We start from the raw sequence: 18,101 nt of genomic DNA, 5'->3' as shown, positions 1-18,101 counted from the left end.
GACAGGGCTTTGACCACGCTCTCCCCGGGCCGTCCACAGACTTATCCACAAGCTTTGTGGATAAGGGAAATTTCCGCCGGAGGAGAGTCACTTAGGAACTATTCCTAGATGACAGGGCAGCAAGCCGGCGCCCGGCCGCAGGGCACCGCGCGCGAGCCGTTACACTGGGCCGCCCACGAGGTCGCCATGCCCGCCGTCGTCCGCGTCGCCCTGCCGGTTCCGCTCGCCCGCCTGTTCGACTACCTGTCCCCCGCCGGCGGCGTGGCGGCCGGCAGCCGCGTGCTGGTGCCGTTCGGGCGAAAGAAGATGGTGGGCGTGGTGGTGGCGACCGACGTCGAGGCCGCCGTGGCGGGCACGCGCCTGAAGAGCGTGCTGCGCGTGCTGGACGACGGTCCGCTGCTCGATGCCGAGCTGATGCAGACCCTCGCCTGGGCCGCGGACTACTGGCTGGCCGCGCCGGGCGAGGCCTACGCCAACGCGCTGCCGCTGGCGCTGCGCGAGCCGAGGCCGCTGCCGGAAACGAGCGAGCCGTGGTACGCACTCACCGTGGCCGGGCAGAGCGCACGCGACGCCGGCAGCCGGCGTGGCTCCAGCCGGTCGCTGCTCGATCTGCTGGCCGGCGCGTCGCAAGGCGCCGCGGAGCTGGACGTCGCCCTGCCCGGTTGGCGCCCCGCCGCACGCCGCCTGCTGGAGGCGGGGCTGGTCGAGCAACGCGCGCCCGCGCCGGCGGCAGCGGCTCCCAACCCCGCGCCGCCGCTGAGCACCGAACAGCAGGCCGCGGTGGACGCGATTGCGAGCGCGTTCGGCCGTTTCCAGCCGTTCCTGCTCGATGGCGTCACCGGCAGCGGCAAGACCGAGGTCTACCTGGCGCTGATCGCCCAGGCGCTCGCAGCCGGAAGGCAGGCCCTGCTGCTGGTGCCGGAGATCGGCCTGGCGCCGCAGACCGTGCGCCGCCTACGCGAGCGGCTGGGCGTGCCGGTGGAGGTGATTCATTCCAACCTCGCCGAAGGCGAACGCGCGCGCGCCTGGCTGCGTGCGCGCAGCGGCGAGGCGCGCGTGGTGTTGGGTACCCGCTCGGCGGTGTTCACCCCGTTGCCGCAGGCCGGGCTGATCGTGGTCGACGAGGAGCACGACGGCGCCTACAAGCAACAGGAAGGCTTCCGCTACCACGCACGCGACCTGGCGCTGGTGCGCGGCCGGGCGCTGGGCGTGCCGGTGCTGCTGGGTTCGGCCACGCCGTCGCTGGAGTCGCTGGCCAACGTCGAGGCCGGGCGCTATCGCGCGCTCCACCTGCGCGCGCGTCCCGGCGCAGTGCAGCCGCCGCAGGTGCAGATCGTCGACATGCGCGCGCAGCGGCTTGACCACGGCCTGTCGCCCGCGCTGCTGGCGGCGGTGGCCGAGACGGTCGCCCGCGGCGAACAGGCGCTGGTGTTCCGCAATCGCCGCGGCTACGCACCCGTACTGTTGTGCCATGCCTGCGGCTGGCACGCCGAATGCCCGCGCTGCGAGCGCCCGATGACGCTGCACGCGCAGCGGCGCACGCTGGTCTGCCACCACTGCGACCGCCACGCGGCCGTGCCAGGTACCTGCCCTGCTTGCGGCGGCGCCGAACTCAAGCCCCAGGGCCAGGGCACCGAGCGGCTGGAAGAAGCCCTGGCGGCGCGCTTTCCCGACGTGCCGGTATGGCGCATCGACCGCGAAACCACCCGCCGCCGCGACGCCTTCGAGCAACTGCTCGAAGGTCTCCAGGACGACGCCGCCGCGATCCTGGTCGGCACGCAGATGCTGGCCAAGGGCCACGACCTGCCCAACCTCACGCTGGTGGCCATCGTCGGCGTGGACGAAGGCCTGCACAGCGTGGACTTCCGCGCCGGCGAGCGGCTGGCCCAGCTCGTCGTGCAGGTGGCCGGGCGCGCCGGCCGCGCACGCAAGCCCGGCCGCGTGCTGCTGCAGACGCACCATCCCGACCATCCGCTGCTGCGCGGCCTGCTCGCGCAGGGCTATGCGGCCGCCGCACGCGAACTGCTGGCCGAACGACGACAAGCGATGCTGCCGCCGTACAGCCACCAGGCGTTGCTGCGCGTGGAGGCGCACCAGCGTGCAGCCGTCGATGGCTTCCTCGCCGAGGCGCTCGCCGCCCTGCCTGCCGATCCGGCGCTGCGCGTCGCCGGGCCGATGCCCGCGCCGATGCCGCTGCGCGCCGGCCGCCATCGCGGACAACTGCTGATCGAGGCGGACGCCCGTGGGCCGCTGCACGCCGCGCTGCGACCATGGCCGCACGCGCTTGCCGGGCTGCCATCGGCGCGCCGCGTGCGCTGGTCGCTCGACGTCGATCCGATCGATCTCTACTGAAAACGTCGCGCGTCCCGTCGCTGCCCTAGGGGCCACGCGTATTCGGTTTGCGCGCGCCAGGTGGGAGAATAGACGGGACAGATCCCTGCAAAGGCAAGCCCATGGATGAAGGCCCGGCGCTTCCCCACGTCGTGATCCTCGGCGGCGGTTTCGGTGGATTGGCCGCCGCGCGCGGACTGGCCGATGCGCCGGTACGCATCACCCTGGTGGACCGGCGCAACCATCATCTGTTCCAGCCGCTGCTCTACCAGGTCGCCACCGCCGGACTGTCGGCGCCCTCGATCGCCGCGCCGCTGCGACAGATCCTGCGCAGGCAGGACAACGCCACGGTGCTGCTCGACGAGGCGCTGGACGTGGATCTCGCCGCACGGCGCGTGCGCTTTGCCGGCGAAACGCTCGACTACGACTTCCTGGTCGTCGCCACCGGCGCCACCCACGCCTACTTCGGCCACGACGACTGGGCGCGCTGGGCGCCCGGGCTGAAGACGCTGGACGACGCCTTCGCGATCCGCCGCCGCGTGCTGCTCGCCTTCGAACGCGCCGAGCGCGAGGATGACCCGGCGCGGCGCCAGGCCTGGCTCAACTTCGTGGTAGTCGGCGGCGGCCCGACCGGCGTGGAACTGGCCGGCACGCTGGCCGAGATCGCGCGGCACACGCTGCCGCGCGAGTTCCGCCGCAGCGACCCGCGCCTCGCGCGCGTGCTGCTGGTCGAAGCCGGCCCGCGGCTGCTGGCGGCGTTCGATCCAGCGCTTTCGGCCAAGGCGCAGCGCCAACTCGAACGGCTGGGCGTGGAGGTGCTGACCGGCACCGCGGTGACGGCGATCGATGGCGACGGCGTGTGCCTCGGGGAGACCCGGCTCGACGCCTGCACCGTGTTGTGGGCCGCCGGCGTGGCCGCCTCGCCGCTGGGCCGGCGACTGGATGCGCCGGTCGACCGCGCAGGCCGCGTGCGGGTGGCCGCGGATCTCAGCCTGCCCGCGCACCCGGAGGTGTTCGTGGTCGGCGACCTGGCCTGCATCGAGCGCGCCGACGGCACGCCGGTGCCGGGCGTGGCGCCCGCCGCCAAGCAGATGGGGCGCCATGTGGCCCACCGCATCCGCGCACGCCTCGACGCCGATTCGACACCCGCTCCGTTCCACTACAAAGATCAGGGCGCGCTCGCCACCATCGGACGCATGGCGGCGGTGGCACAATTCGGACGGTTGCGCCTGTCCGGTCCGCCGGCATGGTGGGTCTGGCTGGTCGCCCACATCTACTTCCTGATCGGCTTCCGCAACCGCCTGGTGGTGCTGCTGGATTGGGCCTGGGCGTACTGGACCTACGAGCGCCACGCCCGCATCGTCACCGGCGCCGACGCGGAAGCCGTACCCGCCGCGGACGAACGCCCCACCGACATTCCCTGAAGCCTCGGACCTTTCATCGTGCCCTCCCAACTCGAACAACTGCGCCAATACACCACCGTCGTCGCCGATACCGGCGACATCGACGCGATCGCCCGCTGGCGGCCGGTCGACGCCACCACCAATCCCTCGCTGCTGCTCAAGGTCATCACGCAGAGCAGCTACGCCTCGCTGCTGGAAGAGTCGCTGGCCTGGGCGCGGGCAAAGAGCCATTCGCGCGAGCAGCAACTGCTCGATGCCGGCGACCACCTGGCGGTGGCGGTCGGACGCAAGATCCTCGAGCTGGTGCCCGGACGTGTCTCCACCGAGGTCGACGCACGCCTGTCGTTCGACACCGATGCCAGCATCGCCAAGGCCGAACGGCTGATCGGGATGTACGAGGACGCGGGCATCAAGCGCGATCGCGTGCTGATCAAGCTGGCGTCCACCTGGGAGGGCGTGCGCGCCGCGCGCGAGCTGGAGCGCCGCGGCATCCAGTGCAACATGACGCTGCTGTTCGCCTTCGAGCAGGCGGTGGCCAGCGCCGAGGTGGGCGTGTTCCTGATCTCGCCGTTCGTCGGCCGCATCATGGACTGGTACGTGGCCAATACCGGCGTCAAGCAGTACGCGCCGGACGAGGATCCGGGTGTGCAGTCGGTGCGGCGCATCTACCGCTACTACAAGACGCACGGCTACGACACCGTGGTGATGGGCGCGAGCTTCCGCAACGTGGGGCAGATCCAGGCGCTGGCTGGCTGCGACCGCCTGACCATCAGCCCGGACCTGATGGAACAGCTGGACGCCTCGGAGGAGGCGCTGCCACGGCGCCTGTCCGACGATGGCACCCGCACCGAGCGGCCGCCGGCGATGGACGAGGCGCGTTTCCGCTGGGGCATGAACGAGGATGCGATGGCCAGCGACAAGCTGGCCGAGGGCATCCGCAAGTTCGCAGCGGACCAGCGCCAGTTGGAGAAGCTGCTCGCCGAACGGCTCTGACGCACCTTGCTCCCTCTCCCCTCCGGGGAGAGGCTGGGTGAGGAACCGGGGCTCGCGGGATGCCCACGGGGACATGGCTTTGTCTGTCGCTCTTGTGAGGCTTCCCTGCGACCTGCTGGTGGGCTGAAGTCCACTCTACGGTGCGCTGAGTAGGATGGGCTTCAGCCCGCCAGCCCCTCAACCGCAGCCCCTCGACACCGCGGGATGCGTTCGCACACGAAAGGGCGGCCAACGCCGATGCCGTCAAACACACTGCATGCCTCCCTCGCCTCAACTCCCGAGCGCCCGCGGGTAAAGCGGCGGCAGCTCCTCTAAGAGCAGGCGCTTACCCATCAAGGCGAGATGGCACCTAGCTCTTATCCCTCACCGGGCTGAGCAGGCCGTTTCTTTTGGTTACTTTTCTTTGGGCCAGCAAAGAAAAGTGACCCGAGCGCCGTCAGGCGATCGGAAGCCCGCCGCAGGCGAGCCAGGTCGCGGAGGCGTCCCGCAAGAGCGACAGACAAAACAAACCTCCCCGCGAGCCCCGACCCCTCACCCCAACCCTCTCCCCGGAGGGGAGAGGGAGCAGAAGCGTAAAAGCAAAAGCGGCCACGAGGGCCGCTTTTGTCATCTGCCGTGATGATGGCGCGGATCAGAACAGCGCGCGCATCTTCTTCATCGCGTTCGCCTCGACCTGGCGGATACGCTCGGCCGATACGCCGTACTCGTCGGCCAGGTCCTGCAACGTGGCCTTGTCCTCGTTGAGCCAGCGACGCTGGATGATGTCGCGCGAGCGGTCGTCGAGCTTGGCCAATGCGGTGGAGAGGGTCTCCATCTGGTTGTCGGCCTGGTCGGCGTCGGACACGTTGTCGTACGGATCGGCGCCGTCGTCGACCAGGAAGGCTTCCGGTGCGGGCTTGGCGTCGTCGTCCGCATCGGCCGGGGCCTCGAAACCGATGTCGCGGCCGGACAGGCGCGACTCCATCTCGCGCACAGTCGCCTCCGGCACGCCCAGGTCATGGGCGACCAGACGCACTTCCTCGGCGTTCATCCAGCCCAGGCGCTTCTTGCTCTTGCGCAGGTTGAAGAACAGCTTGCGCTGGGCCTTGGTCGTGGCGACCTTCACGATGCGCCAGTTGCGCAGGATGAACTCGTGCATCTCGGCGCGGATCCAGTGCACCGCGAAGCTGACCAGGCGCACGCCCTGGTCCGGGTCGAAGCGCTTGACCGCCTTCATCAGGCCGATATTGCCTTCCTGGATCAGGTCGCCCAGTTGCAGGCCGTAGCCCGAATAGCCGCGGGCCACGTGGACCACGAAGCGCAGGTGCGACATCACCAGCCTCTTGGCCGAGTTGAGGTCGTTCTCTTCGTTGAAGCGGCGCGCCAGCGCCTGCTCCTCGTCGTGGCTGAGCACCGGGATGCGATGCACGGCAGAAATGTAGGCATCCAGGCTGCCAACGACGCTGGGGATCGGCAGGTTGGCGGTCACCAAGGCTTGGGACATTTGGAACCTCCGGCAAGTAAAACGCAGCTTAGCACTCCACCGTTGAGAGTGCTAAAGCACCGAAAAGTTTCGGCTGCGGGATTTAATGAACCGAATCGTACAGCAATCCAGGCGGCGATGCCAGCCCTTTGCCGTGTGGCCAGCAGCCATTGTTCACGTGGCCGATCTATCGGTCGTGAACCGGGGTACGGCGGTGCGTCCACCGAGGCCGCTGCTTCAGCCGCGGCCCGGCAGGGCTATTACGGGTCGCGGGTGCCAGATTCCGCCAGCGTGACCCACACACCGTCGGGCACGTTGGCGTAGGCGACGTATCGGGCGTACGTGTCCTGCGAAATGCGCCCGCCGACGTAGGCGTACTGGCTGAAGTGCGCCCGCATGTCCTGCAGGCTGTTGGGCAACTCCGAACGGCTGAGCAAACCGTCGTGATTGGCATCGAGCTGTTCGAAGCGGGGGAAGTGTTGCGCCCCATCGCGAATGGCCGCCGCACCGGCCAACGGCCAGGCGACGGCAAGCGCGAGGAGAATGCCGAGCCAACGGTTTTGCATGGTCCTGCTCCCTGCCTGGAAACCTTTCCGTAAACTGCCGGCAGTCCTCTTGCCGGTCAAGCGGCCAGCCGTGAGCGCAGCGGTAGCGACCAGTCGATCGGTGGCTGACCGTGGCTCTCCAGGTAACGGTTGGCGGCGGAAAAATGCCCGTTGCCGATGAAACCCCGGTGCGCGGAAAGCGGCGAAGGATGCACCGAGCTCAGCACCAGGTGCCGGTTCGGATCGACCAGGCGGCCCTTGCGCTGCGCGTAGGCGCCCCAGAGCAGGAACACCAGCCCCTGGCGCTCGTGGTTCAGCGCCTCGATGGCAGCGTCGGTGAAGCCTTCCCAGCCCTTGTTCTGGTGCGCGCCGGCGCGGCCCTGCTCGACCGTCATCACGCTGTTGAGCAGCAGCACGCCCTGGTCGGCCCAGGGCGTGAGGCAACCGTGGTCCGGACGCGGAATGCCGAGGTCGCGCTCGATCTCGGCAAAGATGTTGACGAGCGAGGGCGGCACCGGCACGCCCGGGCGGACCGAGAAACACAACCCGTGCGCCTGGCCGGGGCCGTGGTAGGGGTCCTGGCCCAGAATCACCACCCGCACCTTGTCGAAGGGCGTATGCGCGAAGGCGTTGAAGATCTCCGGCCCGGGCGGATAGAGCACCTTGCCGGCACGCTTCTCGGCGCGCAGGAAGCCGGCCAGCGCACGCATGTCGGTGCGTTCCAGGTAATCGCCCAGGCGCGCCTTCCAGGAAGGCTCCAGGCGGATGCGTTCGGCCTCGGCGGTCTCGCTCACGCGCCCTCGGTCCGCTCGCGCAGGTGCCTGGCCACACGCAACTGGAACAGCAGCTTGGTGACCAGCAGTTTTTCCTCGACCGGCTTCTCGACCAGGTCGTTGGCGCCGGCCTTGAGCAGCGCGGCCTGGTTGGCCGGGTTCTCGTCGCCGGTCATCACCAGCACGGGCAGCTGCCCCTTGCCGTAGCCGAACTGGCTGCGGATCCGCTCGAGCAGGTCGCCGCCGGTAAGCTCGCCCTTCAGGCTGACGTCGGTGAGCACCACGTCGGCGCCGATACGGCCTTGCGCGCGGTCGGTCTCCAGCATGGCCAGGGCGTCCTCCACGCTGACCACGTGGCGCACGGTCAGGCCGATCTTTTCCAGCATGCGGCGGGTGGCCAGCGCCACCACGCGGCTGTCCTCGACGTAGAGCACGGTGCCTTCGGCGGTGTCCTCCGGCCGCACGTAGCCCCGGATGAAGTCGGCCAGCGCCTGAAAGCCCAGCGACTTGTCGAAATAGTCGGTGACGTCGCCCAGTTCGCGCTTGTGCAGGCGGGTGTCGACGTCGCCGGACACCACCACGATCGGCACGTAGGCCTGCGCCGATTCACGTACGTGGCGGGCCAGTTCCAGCCCGTCCATGTCAGGCAGGCGCAGCGCGATGGTGATGAAGTCGAACGGGCCCTGTTCGATCAGCTCGCGCGCCTCGGCACCGCTGCCGCAACCGACCAGCTCGGCTTCGGGCAGCTCGGCCTTGAGTACGCGCGTGATCAGCTGGCGCACCACCTTGGAGCCGTCCACCACCAGCACCCGCGGAGCGGTGCCGGCGCCACGGCTGCCGATGCCTGCATTCATGCCCCACCCATCCACATCCAACCCCGTGTACGCCCCGCGCGCAATCGGGGCTATCTTGCACCATCGCGCCGAGCGCGGGTTGCGAAGGCGATCACTAGGCCGCCTTGCGCAACTGCCGGGCGCTGACCAGCCGCGCGCCGATCCAGCCCAGCACGGCCGATGCCAGTGGTACGGCCAGCAACAGCCACCAGGGAAGCGCACCCAGTGTGAGGCTGCCGCCATAGGCGCGATCGAGCTCGGCGGCCGGACCGGCCAGCGCCAGTTCGATCGCCAGCGCCAGCAGCGAGGCCAGCACGCCGCCGAACAGGCCATACCAGATCCCGGCATACAGGTAGGGCCGGCGCACGAAGGCGCGACTGGCGCCCAGCAACATCAATACCCCGATCTCCTCGCTGCGCCCGGCGATGTCGGTACGCACGGTGTTGCCGACCACCAGCAGCGCGGCGAGCGCGAGCAGCACGGCCAGCACCAGCACCGCGCGATGGCCGACGCCCAGCAGGGCGTCCAGCCGCTGCCGCCACTGGCCACTGTCCTGCACCAGGTCGACCGCACGTTCGCCGCGCAGCGCTTCGACCAGCTTGCCCGCCGCCGCGGCATCCAGCCCGGCCCGGGGCTGCACCACCAGCACCCAGGGCAACGGGTTGGCATCGTCCAGCGCGTGCGCGGCCCCGGAGAAGCCCTGCAGCGTCGCCAGTTCGTCCAGGCCCTGCTGCGGCGTCTTGACGGCCACTGCCGCCACGTCCGCGCGCTGGCGCAGCTCGCCGGCCAGCAGGTTGGCCTGCGCGCCAGCCTGGTCGGCCTTGAGGAACACGCTGATCGCCGGGTTCTGGCCCAGCGCGCCGCCCATCGACTGCACGTTGGCCAGCAGCAGATAGAACGCCAGCGGCAGCGCCAGCGCCAGGCCCAGCACGGCGACGGTCATCAGCGTGCCGAGCGGGCGGCCGCCGAGCCGGCGCAGGCTCGCCGCCGCGCTCCAGCCATGGTGCTCGCGCCAGCCGCCGAAGCGGCGGGCCTGGCTGCGCTCGCTGCGGGGCGCGGCTTTTTCGGTGGCGACGGGCGCGTTCACAGCACCTCCTCCGCCGCGATGTCGGCCACCAGCCGGCCGTGGTCGAGCACCACCACGCGCTTGTGCATGCGCTTGATCAGCGGCAGGTCGTGGCTGGCCACCAGCACGGTGGTGCCGATCTCCTGGAACTCGGCGAACAGTCCCATGATCTCCACCGCCAGTTGCGGATCGAGATTGCCGGTCGGTTCGTCGGCGATCAGTACCGCCGGCCGCGCCACGATGGCGCGGGCGATGCCCACGCGCTGCTGCTCGCCGGTGGAGAGCGAGTCGGGCAACTGGCGCTCGTAGGACAACAGGCCGACCTTCTCCAGCGCCGCGCGCACGCGGCGGCTGCGTTCGGCCGGCGCGATGCCGCCGATCGTCAGCGGCAGCTCGACGTTGGCGAATACCGTGCGGTCCATCAGCAGGCGATGGTCCTGGAACACCATGCCGAGGCGCCGCCGCAGCCTCGGGATACCGCCGGTGCCGACCTTGGCGAGAGCCTGCCCGTCAACCACGATCTGCCCGTGCGAGGGCCGCTCGATCAGCGCGATCAGCTTGAGCAGGGTGCTCTTGCCGGCGCCGGAATGGCCGGTGACGAAGGCCATCTCGCCGGCCGCCACCTCGAAGGACAGTTGCGAGAGTGCCTCGTGGCCGCCCTCGTAGCGCTTGCTCACCTGGTCGAAGCGGATCACCGCGTGTGGTTCCTTGTCCCGCACCAGGGGCAAAGGATACGGGAATGCCTGGTGCGGTTGGTGCCCATCTAGCGCGGAAGAAGCTCCCGCTTCCGCGGGGTCACCCGGTTGCCACCAACCAAGCTCCCTCTCCCCGCCGGGGAGAGGGTTGGGGTGAGGGGTCACTCTTGCGACACGGTTTCGTCGAAGCGTGGCTTTGATGGAGCCCAGCGCGAGCCCCGCCCCTCATCCGCCCTTCGGGCACCTTCTCCCCGGAGGGAGAAGGATCGAACGCGTTCAGCGCCCGGTGAACAGGCGCGTCAGTCGGCGGAAGAAGCCCGGTTTCTTGCCGGCCGATTCCACGCCCGACTGCACCGCCACCTGCCGCGACGGCCGCGACGGACCGGCGGCACGCTCGCGCGGCGGCTTGCGCTCGCCATGCGGCACGCGGCTCTCCACCGGCGTCGCAGCCTGCGTTGCAGCGTGCTCGCCACCTTCGCGGCGACGGCCACGGCCGCCACGGCGACGGCGCCGCTTGTGCGGGCCTTCGCCACCCTCCGGTGCCGGAGCGCCGGCCGGTACGGCCGGGCCGGCGGCGACCACGCCCGGCTCGGCTGCCACCGCCACCTCGCCTTCCGTACGCGGCGGCCGCGGCGCGCGCGGCGGCCGAGCTTCGCGCGGACCGCGTTCGCCATCGCGGCCACGACGGGAACCGCTGCGCGGTCCCTTGCGCTCGTCACCGCGCGGCTCGACCCGGTCGCCGAACTGCGCGCTGTCGGCCGCGGCCTGCGCGGCGAACTGCGGATCGATCTCGCGCGGCTTGGGCATCACCAGCAGTTCCGGCTCGACCGTCGCCACCGGGATCTTCTGCCCGATGTAGGTCTCGATGTCCGGCAGGCTCATCGCGTACAGGTCGCAGGCGAAGCTGACCGCATCGCCCTCGGCGCCCAGGCGCGCGGTGCGTCCGATGCGGTGCACGTAGTCCTCCGCATCCTGCGGCAGGTCGTAGTTGAAGACGTGGCTGACCGCGGGAATGTGCAGGCCGCGCGCGGCCACGTCGGTGCACACCAGCATGTCGAGCTGGCCGTCCTGGAAGCGCTGCAGCAGCTTCTGGCGCTTCAGCTGCGGCACGTCGCCGGACAGCGCGCCGACGCGGTAGCCCTGGCGCTTGACCCGCTCGGTGATGCGCTCGGCGGCGGCCTTGGTGTTGACGAAGATGATGCTGCGGCTGGGGTTCTCGCGCTCCAGCAGGTTGAGCAGCAGCGGCATCTTTTCTTCCTTGGCCGGGAAGTAGACGACCTGGCGCACCTTGTCGGCGGTGACGTGGTCGGTTTCGACCACCAGCTTCTCGGCCTCGTGCATGTGCTCGTAGGCCAGCTCCAGCACGCGGTGGCTGAGCGTGGCCGAGTACAGCAGCACCTGGCGCTGCTCGCGCGCCGGCAGGCGGCGGAAGATGAAGCGCACGTCCTTGATGAAGCCGAGATCGAACATGCGGTCGGCCTCGTCGACCACCATCACCTCGACGCCGTTGAAGCCGAACACCTGCTGCTTGTAGTAGTCGAGCAGGCGGCCGGGCGTGGCGATGATGATGTCGCAGCCGTCCTTGAGCTGCTGGCGTTGCTTGTCGTAGTCGACACCGCCGTAGATCAGCGCGGTCTTCAGGCCGGTGTGGCGGCCGATGTTGCGCGCGTCCTTGTCGATCTGGATGGCCAGCTCGCGGGTCGGGGCGATGATCAGCGCGCGCGGATCGGAATCCTTGCGTTCGGCGACCGCCGGCTGGGTCAGCAGGCGATTCATCAGCGCGACCAGGAAGGCGCAGGTCTTGCCGGTGCCGGTCTGCGCCTGCCCGGCGACGTCGCGGCCGGTCAGCGCGATCGGCAGGGTCAGTGCCTGGATCGGCGTGCAGCGGGTGAAGCCGGCCTCGGCGAGGCCCTGCTGCAGCAGCGGGTGAAGGTCGAAGTTGGTGAAGAAGGTGTCAGTCAGTACGGTTTCGGACATGGGTCACTGGGATGGGTGCGGGCGGCCGCGGAGCGGGGCCCGGCTCCGCGGCCGGAAAGGCGCGGAACGGTTGAAGGTCGCGGGGCGGCCGGCTGCGCGTGCGTCCTGCCGATCATCGCTTCGGATCGGTCCTGCGCGCGCTGCCGCCTTGGGCTCCGCCGGTGGAGGCTTGCGACCGACGGCCCCGCTGGCATAGGCGAACCGGCTGCGCTCGAGCCGGCTCGCCTATGACAACGGAACCCTCCGTCGCCGCCCTTGAATCGCTTGAATAGCGACCCGAGTTACGCTGGAATGGAGGCCTGCCGCAACGGCAATCCCCCGCAGTCTTCCGGTTAGAACCGCGCAACATGGGCGCCCCAGTGTAGCCGATGCCGGCCGCGCGGTCCCAAACCCCCTTTCCACGCAACCATGGAGATCCTGGTGAGCGACCTGATCACCCACGTCAACGACGATGCCTTCCAGAAGGACGTACTCGAGTCCGACACCCCCGTGCTGCTCGACTTCTGGGCTGAATGGTGCGGCCCGTGCAAGGCCATCGCGCCGATGCTCGACGAGCTGGCCAGGCAGTACGAGGGCAAGCTGAAGATCGTCAAGCTCAACATCGACGAGAACCAGAAGACCCCACGCACCTACGGCGTGCGCGGCATCCCGACCCTGATGGTGTTCAAGCACGGCAAGGTCGAGGCGACGCAGATCGGCGCCGTCAGCAAGGGCCAGCTCAGCCAGATGATCGACAAGGCGATCTGAGCGAGTCGCCTCGAAGCAACCGTCCCCGCCGCGCGCGCTTTACGGCGCCGCGCGGCGGATGCTAGATTCCTTTTACGACCGAAAGGGGCGGTCCGCTTCGCCCCTCCCGCGCGCATCGCGCGACGCTCGATCTCCCTCCTGATTCACTTACGGCCTGTCCCAACGGCGCCCCACGAGGTTTGCCCGTGTCCGATATCGAAACCCAAGACCCGTCCGACGCCAAGCGCGCCGAACCCAAGAGTGCGGACGCGCCGCGCACCCGCGCGCCGCGCAAGTCCGCCGCCGAGAAGGCGGCCGCCGCGGCGCCGAGCCCGGCCCCGGCTGCACCACCCGCGGCCTCCGCACCGGCCCAGGCCGCTCCGGCGCCAGTTCCGGCACCCGCTCCTGCGCCGGCGCCCGCCCAGGCCAACCTGCCGATCGAAGCGGGCGACGCCAGCCAGCGCGCACCGCAGGAACCGCGCGAAGGCGGCCAGAACGGCAACGGCCAGCAACAGGCCAATGGCGGCAACGAGCGCCGCAACGACCGCAATGACCGCGACGGCCGCGGCCGCCGGCGCCGCCACGAGCGCGGCCAGCGCCCGCAGGGCGGGCAAGGCGGCGGCCAGGGCGGCAACCAGGGCCAGCCCAATCGCAACAACCCGCGCGGCCTGCCCGAGGACGACGAGAACGCCGACATCGGCAGCAGCGACCGGCTGATCAACCTCACCGAGCTGAAGCGCAAGAACGCGATCCAGCTGCTGGAGTTCGCCGAATCGCTGGGCATCCAGGAAGGCGTGGCGCGCGCGCGCAAGCAGGACGTGATCTTCTCCATCCTCAAGGCCCACGCGCGCTCCGGCGGCGGCATCTGGGCCGAGGGCGTGCTGGAAATCCTGCAGGACGGCTTCGGCTTCCTGCGCTCGGCCGACGAGTCCTACCTCGCCGGCCCGGACGACATCTACGTCAGCCCCAGCCAGATCCGCCGCTTCAACCTGCGCACCGGCGACTACATCACCGGGCGCGTGCGCCATCCGAAGGAAGGCGAGCGCTATTTCGCGATGCTCAAGGTCGACGACATCAACGGCGATCCGCCGGAGGCGTCGAAGAACAAGATGCTGTTCGAGAACCTGACGCCGCTGTTCCCGCGCAAGGCGTTCCATCTCGAGCGCGGCAACGGTTCGAGCGAGGACATCACCGGGCGCATCCTCGACCTCATCGCGCCGATCGGCAAAGGCCAGCGCGGCCTGATCGTCTCCCAGCCGAAGTCGGGCAAGACGATGATGCTGCAGAACATCGCCCAGGCGATCCAGTACAACCATCCCGAGTCGCACCTGATCATCCTGCTGGTCGACGAGCGGCCGGAGGAAGTCACCGAGATCGCCCGCACCGTGCGCGCGGAAGTCATCAGCTCGACCTTCGACGAGCCGGCGGTCCGCCACGTGCAGGTCGCCGAGATGGTGATCGAGCGGGCCAAGCGCCTGGTCGAACACAAGCGCGACGTGGTGATCCTGCTCGACTCGATCACCCGCCTGGCGCGCGCCTACAACACCGTGGTACCCAGCTCCGGCAAGGTGCTCACCGGCGGCGTGGACGCCAACGCGCTGCAGCGCCCGAAGCGCTTCTTCGGCGCCGCGCGCAACGTCGAGGAAGGCGGTTCGCTGACCATCATCGCCACCGCGCTGATCGACACCGGCTCGAAGATGGACGAGGTGATCTACGAAGAGTTCAAGGGCACCGGCAACATGGAAGTGCACCTGTCCCGCCGCATCTCCGAGAAGCGCGTGTACCCGGCGATCGACATCAACCGCTCCGGCACCCGCCGTGAGGACCTGCTGATCGACCCGGACCTGCTCGCCAAGATCTGGATCCTGCGCAAGCTGCTGCATCCGATGGATGAGCTCGCGGCGATGGAGTTCATGCTCGACAAGATGAAGAACACCAAGACGAACGACGAGTTCTTCAATTCGATGAAGCGCTGAGGCGACACGTCTTCGCGAAACAGGCCGGCACATGCCGGCCTGTTTGTTTTGCGGCCTTCGGCATGTTCGCCATTGCGATGGGACAGACCCTTTCGCGTGCTAAGTTGGCGCGGATCCCACCCAAGGCGACAACCATGCAGCGATGGAAACGTGTGGCCCGATGGATCGCAGGGACGGCGCTGGCCGCCTGCCTCGGGATGCCGGCTCCGGCTGCGCTCGCGGCCGGGGCACCGTCCAAGCAGCCCACATCCGGCACGCTCCACGGCGCGCCCTACCGTATCGACGTTCCCGCGGACTGGAACGGCGACCTGGTCATGCTGATGCACGGCTACGAGCCCCAGGGCGCGCCGCGGGCCACACCGATGGAACCGAAGGAGCCCACGCAGCTCTTCCTCGGGCAGGGATACGCGGTCGCGCAGAGTGCCTACGCATCGCAAGGATGGGCCGTGGGCGATGCCATCATCGACAACGAGCGGCTCCGGCAGCTTGCTGTCCACCACGTCGGACGCCCGCGCCACACGTACCTCGTCGGCTTCTCGCTCGGCGGCCTCGAAGCGGCGGCAAGCCTGGAACGCTATCCGCACGCCTACACGGGCGCACTGATCCTGTGCGGCGCCACCGTTTCGACACCCGAACTGGCATCCCATGCCCTGCTCGAACCGCTGGTCACCTTCGACGCGCTGATTCCCGGCGTGCTGCCTGACCTGGCTGCCGCGGACGCGCCGGAATTCGTTCCGCCCACGGTCTTCGCCACGGCACTCAAGACGCACCCGGCACAGGCCGCCCTGCTGGAGCGACGTCTGCAGGGCACGCAAACCTCGCTGTCGCTCTATTACATGGTGCTGCGCGAACTGGAGCAGCGTGCGGGCGGCATGCCCGTGGACAACCGCACGACGGTCTATCGCGGTTTCGGCGACGATGCCGCCTTCAACCGCCGGGTGCATCGCTACGCCGGCCCGGCCGAAGCCCTTGCCTACGCCGACCGCAACGCCAGCCTTACCGGCCGCATCGAAGTGCCGCTGGTGATGGAATGGAACGTCGCCGATATGACCATTCCCTCGCGGCTTCACGGCGTCTATCCGGAGCAGGTCCGCGCGGCCGGCAGCGGAAATCTGCTGACCGTACTCGCCCCCGCCGGCGAGGGCCATTGTGGTTTCAGCGACGCGCAGATCGGCGCCGCCTTCGGCACCCTGCTCCAGAAGACAGGAGCCGCATCACGGTAGTACCTGCAAGCCACGGCCAGCCCCGGGCGGCGTGGCGTGGGCCATGCAGCGGACAGGCCGGCCAGGCCGGCCTGTCCGCTTGCGCATCAGGGACGCTGCCAGCTCCATCCATCAGGCGAACCGTCAGGATGCGCATACCAGCGCAACCGGTTGATGCCATCGGGACAACCCATGCCGGTGGTCGTGTCGTCCAGCGAACCATCCTGGGTGGTGACCGTCTTCTGGTAACAGCTGCCGCGACTGTCCTGGAATGCGAAAGCATGCGTTGCATGCCAGTTGCTGTCCGCGTCGGTGTCCGGATCGACCCGATGGTTGCCGTAGAACTCTTCGCGCAACTGGGTGCTGTATCGGGGAAGGTCGTGCCTGAAATGGCTGACGTCGAGCAGACGCTGCTGGTGCACGTTCACCGACCCGCCGAACAGGTCGACGTCCAGGTTGCCTTCCTCGCTGTACCAGTCCGTCAACCGGCCGGCACCGATGTAGTGCATCTCCAGCGGATAGCTGGCGTCCCGCCGGTCCTCGCTGAGCAGGTTCCCGCCCTGCGTGTGCCGGCTGACGCTCTGCGTCGTGCTCTTCAGCCACAGGTCCTCCCGGTAGTAGGGCTGGTCGCCGAAATCGGCGGGATCGTCCTTGACGTGGTACTGCCGTACGTTCCAGAACCTCGAATGCTGGATCACCGCCGACTGGACGCGGCCGTGCGAGGTGTCGACGTAGCCGCGAATCTCGAAGTCGCGGTCCAGCCGGGTACCTACCCGCCCCTGCAGCAGGTCGCCGTCCTGCACGAGTCCGTCGCTGACCGCAGGCTCGGGCAGGCTGGCCGGCAGCGAGTTGAAGGTGACCGCGCCGGGCAGGCGGCTCTTGCCGTGGTCCAGGTACACCAGCAGGTTGGCCGTGCGTGGAGCAAGGAACCACTGCCCATTGATGTCCATGTGCGCAGTCATGTTCAACGCCACCTGGTGGGTCCCGGCCTCGTTGAGGATGGCGGCGAACGGACTCAGGTCCACCCGGTAGGGGACGAAGTCCAGCGATTCGGCGCTGTCCGTGGGCGTGTCCACCGCATTCCAGAAGGGCGAACGCCTGGGTCCCGAGTTGATGCTGAAATGGGTAGGCAGCCACGGGAACACCGGGGCGACGCCAGCCGGCGAACCATCGACGGTTACCAGCACGTCGGAATAGCTGTGGGGCAGGCAACCCTGGTCGGCAGGGAAGATCCCGCGCTGGCTCAAGCCCAGCGCGACGGGGCTGATCAGCGTCGGGTGCGCCTGCGCCATGGCGGGCGTGATGCAGTTGTACCAGAAGGATTCATCGTTTGCGGTCACGTCCAGGTAGGCGCGCTCGATGTTGTGGGGCAGCGAGGCGAGGTCCCTGACCCCGGGTGGCCCGGAGAGCTGGTCGGTGTAGGCCGGATACACGGCATCGGGCACCCGCGGAGTGCGTTTACCCGGCCTGGGTGGATAGAAGCGCAGGGTGGCACTGCCGATGATCCGGGTGCTGCCCCCGGTCGCGTCACGGAACGCGCGCAAAGCGATCAGCGCTCCATTGCCCGGCTGCTTGAAGAGCACACTGTAGTCGGTCAGGTCGCGCTCCACGTGCCAGTTCGACGGCTGAGCGGTGTCGGGCGTCGGACCAAGAAACAGCGGCACGTCGTTCAATGCCACGGCCACGCCCCGGGTCTGCGCGGCGCGCGAGCCATCCAGATCCATGCTCAGCACCACCTTGGCCCACGGAGGTGGGCAGCCGACTGGCGGGGTAAAACTGAAACCGGTGGCCGGGGTGGCGAACGGGGCGTCGCGAAACAGCTGCACTTCGCACGGCTGGGTTTGTGGCGTCGGCACCGGGGGGCCGGCCCGCTCGATCGTTTCCTGCGGGGAGGCCGACGCAACGCAGGGTGCGAGCAGGGCGAGTGCCATGGCGGGAAGCGCCGCCTGCGTCGTTCGTTGACGCGCAAGCTCTATAGACATCGTGTTCGTTCTCCTTGAGATGCCCCTGCGCGGGACATCCTGGGCACGGACACATCAAGAGAATGTACTCACAAAAACCTAACAGCCCAGTTCGCTGCCGTTCAGTGCGTCGACGACGCAAGCAAGCCGGACCTTTC

Annotated in this window: 14 protein-coding genes; 6 read left to right on the top strand and 8 right to left on the bottom strand. The window is 69.1% G+C overall.

Features of this window, described 5'->3' with window-relative positions:
• Positions 1-186: 186 nt before the first annotated feature.
• From AAIL17_RS14575 to tal, 3 genes are all read left to right on the top strand, one after another.
• Entirely contained in the window at positions 187-2,352 is a 2,166-nt protein-coding gene (locus tag AAIL17_RS14575) for a primosomal protein N' (protein ID WP_424683579.1), read from the top strand.
• Between the two features lie 101 nt (positions 2,353-2,453).
• A complete protein-coding gene (locus AAIL17_RS14570) occupies positions 2,454-3,755 on the top strand; it encodes an NAD(P)/FAD-dependent oxidoreductase (RefSeq protein WP_424683578.1) in 1,302 nt (433 codons plus the stop codon).
• Positions 3,756-3,773: 18 nt separating this feature from the next.
• Positions 3,774-4,727, top strand: coding sequence for a transaldolase (gene tal, locus AAIL17_RS14565; protein ID WP_424683577.1), 954 nt, complete (start codon positions 3,774-3,776; stop codon positions 4,725-4,727).
• A 631-nt stretch (positions 4,728-5,358) separates the two neighbouring features.
• Here the strand turns inward: tal and rpoH are convergent.
• From rpoH to AAIL17_RS14530, 7 genes are all read right to left on the bottom strand, one after another.
• Entirely contained in the window at positions 5,359-6,210 is an 852-nt protein-coding gene (gene rpoH / locus AAIL17_RS14560; RefSeq protein ID WP_424683576.1) for an RNA polymerase sigma factor RpoH, read from the bottom strand.
• 239 nt (positions 6,211-6,449) lie between these two features.
• Positions 6,450-6,755: a hypothetical protein gene (locus AAIL17_RS14555; RefSeq protein WP_424683575.1), complete on the bottom strand. Its 306-nt coding sequence runs from the start codon at positions 6,753-6,755 to the stop codon at positions 6,450-6,452.
• A 56-nt stretch (positions 6,756-6,811) separates the two neighbouring features.
• Positions 6,812-7,528: a uracil-DNA glycosylase gene (gene ung, locus AAIL17_RS14550; RefSeq protein ID WP_424683574.1), complete on the bottom strand. Its 717-nt coding sequence runs from the start codon at positions 7,526-7,528 to the stop codon at positions 6,812-6,814.
• Positions 7,525-8,361: a response regulator gene (locus AAIL17_RS14545; protein ID WP_424683573.1), complete on the bottom strand. Its 837-nt coding sequence runs from the start codon at positions 8,359-8,361 to the stop codon at positions 7,525-7,527. Before AAIL17_RS14545 ends, ung begins: the two co-directional genes overlap by 4 nt.
• 94 nt (positions 8,362-8,455) lie before the next feature.
• Complete coding sequence (gene ftsX, locus AAIL17_RS14540) at positions 8,456-9,427, bottom strand: permease-like cell division protein FtsX (RefSeq protein WP_424683572.1); 972 nt, start codon at positions 9,425-9,427, stop codon at positions 8,456-8,458.
• Positions 9,424-10,101, bottom strand: a complete 678-nt coding sequence (gene ftsE / locus AAIL17_RS14535; protein ID WP_424683571.1) for a cell division ATP-binding protein FtsE — start codon at positions 10,099-10,101, stop codon at positions 9,424-9,426. The genes ftsX and ftsE overlap by 4 nt, the downstream gene beginning before the upstream one ends.
• A gap of 276 nt (positions 10,102-10,377) precedes the next feature.
• Entirely contained in the window at positions 10,378-12,078 is a 1,701-nt protein-coding gene (locus tag AAIL17_RS14530; RefSeq protein ID WP_424683570.1) for a DEAD/DEAH box helicase, read from the bottom strand.
• A gap of 417 nt (positions 12,079-12,495) precedes the next feature.
• Here AAIL17_RS14530 and trxA point away from each other — a divergent pair, with 417 nt between their 5' ends.
• The 3 genes from trxA (at position 12,496) to AAIL17_RS14515 (ending at position 16,003) form a co-directional block, all read left to right on the top strand.
• Entirely contained in the window at positions 12,496-12,825 is a 330-nt protein-coding gene (trxA, locus tag AAIL17_RS14525) for a thioredoxin TrxA (protein WP_342707633.1), read from the top strand.
• A 185-nt stretch (positions 12,826-13,010) separates the two neighbouring features.
• Entirely contained in the window at positions 13,011-14,780 is a 1,770-nt protein-coding gene (rho, locus tag AAIL17_RS14520) for a transcription termination factor Rho (protein ID WP_424683569.1), read from the top strand.
• A 134-nt stretch (positions 14,781-14,914) separates the two neighbouring features.
• Entirely contained in the window at positions 14,915-16,003 is a 1,089-nt protein-coding gene (locus AAIL17_RS14515) for an alpha/beta hydrolase family protein (protein WP_424683591.1), read from the top strand.
• An 86-nt stretch (positions 16,004-16,089) separates the two neighbouring features.
• Here AAIL17_RS14515 and AAIL17_RS14510 read toward each other — a convergent pair whose 3' ends face one another.
• Positions 16,090-17,913: a peptide-N4-asparagine amidase gene (locus AAIL17_RS14510; RefSeq protein ID WP_424683568.1), complete on the bottom strand. Its 1,824-nt coding sequence runs from the start codon at positions 17,911-17,913 to the stop codon at positions 16,090-16,092.
• Between the last annotated feature and the right edge of the window lie 188 nt (positions 17,914-18,101).

The organism is Frateuria sp. YIM B11624, assembly GCF_049727805.1.
In the GTDB taxonomy this organism is placed as follows: domain Bacteria; phylum Pseudomonadota; class Gammaproteobacteria; order Xanthomonadales; family Rhodanobacteraceae; genus Frateuria_A.
Note: the sequence above shows the minus strand (reverse complement) of the source record. Positions and strands in the feature narration are given on the sequence as shown.

Coding starts and splice junctions, on each gene's coding strand:
- AAIL17_RS14575 (WP_424683579.1), top strand. CDS start 187: ATGCCCGCCGTCGTCCGCGTCGCCCTGCCGGTTCCGCTCGCCCGCCTG.
- AAIL17_RS14515 (WP_424683591.1), top strand. CDS start 14,915: ATGCAGCGATGGAAACGTGTGGCCCGATGGATCGCAGGGACGGCGCTG.
- rpoH (WP_424683576.1), bottom strand. CDS start 6,210: ATGTCCCAAGCCTTGGTGACCGCCAACCTGCCGATCCCCAGCGTCGTT.
- AAIL17_RS14555 (WP_424683575.1), bottom strand. CDS start 6,755: ATGCAAAACCGTTGGCTCGGCATTCTCCTCGCGCTTGCCGTCGCCTGG.
- AAIL17_RS14510 (WP_424683568.1), bottom strand. CDS start 17,913: ATGGCACTCGCCCTGCTCGCACCCTGCGTTGCGTCGGCCTCCCCGCAG.
- AAIL17_RS14545 (WP_424683573.1), bottom strand. CDS start 8,361: ATGAATGCAGGCATCGGCAGCCGTGGCGCCGGCACCGCTCCGCGGGTG.
- AAIL17_RS14530 (WP_424683570.1), bottom strand. CDS start 12,078: ATGTCCGAAACCGTACTGACTGACACCTTCTTCACCAACTTCGACCTT.
- AAIL17_RS14570 (WP_424683578.1), top strand. CDS start 2,454: ATGGATGAAGGCCCGGCGCTTCCCCACGTCGTGATCCTCGGCGGCGGT.